This window comes from Mesorhizobium sp. M7A.F.Ca.ET.027.03.2.1, assembly GCF_003999175.1.
Classification (GTDB): Bacteria; Pseudomonadota; Alphaproteobacteria; order Rhizobiales; family Rhizobiaceae; genus Mesorhizobium.
The window spans coordinates 1-624 of record NZ_RZOM01001762.1 but is presented as its reverse complement, the minus strand read 5'-3'; the positions used below and the strand labels follow the sequence as shown (position 1 = coordinate 624).

The 624-nt window shown below is 56.6% G+C and carries 1 protein-coding gene; it reads left to right on the top strand.

The genetic code is table 11. The features are described 5' to 3' along the window. On the top strand, nucleotides 1-624 hold a 624-nt coding region (locus EN750_RS37910; RefSeq protein WP_189526843.1), incomplete at both ends, for an ABC transporter permease.

Below are 624 nucleotides of genomic sequence, written 5' to 3'. Positions count from 1 at the left end.
GCTATGTGCAGACGTTCCGCAATTCAGCGTTTCTGACAATCTTTGGCAGAACGATCGTTCTGTCGCTTGCCGTAACTGCCATCTGCCTTGCACTGGCTTATCCCCTCGCGCACACGCTGGCGCAGCTAAAAGGGCCGGTTGCGGCGATCTTCTTGTTGATGGTTGCGATACCGTACATCACCAGCGTGCTGGTAAGGACCTATGGCTGGATCATCATCCTGGCGCCAAACGGCTTGATCAACAAAGCCCTCCTTTCGGCGGGACTCATCGATAAGCCCATGCAACTCGTGTTCAACATGCTGGGGGCATACATCGGCACCGTCCAGGTGCAATTGCCGCTGATGGTCTTTCCAATCTATGCCTCGATGAAGCGCTTTGACCACACTTTGTTGGATGCAGCCTCCAACCTCGGCAGCAATCGCCTGAGTGCCATCTGGAACGTATATTTGCCCCTGACACGGGTGGGCATCATCAGCGGCTGCTCGCTGGTGTTTTTGTCCACCCTGGGATTTTACACGACGCCAGCCCTGCTCGGCGGAACCAGCAACTATCTCCTGGCCCAAGCCATAACCGTTCGCCTGAGCAATCTGGCCGACTTTGCCGGCGCCTCGACGCAAGCTGCCA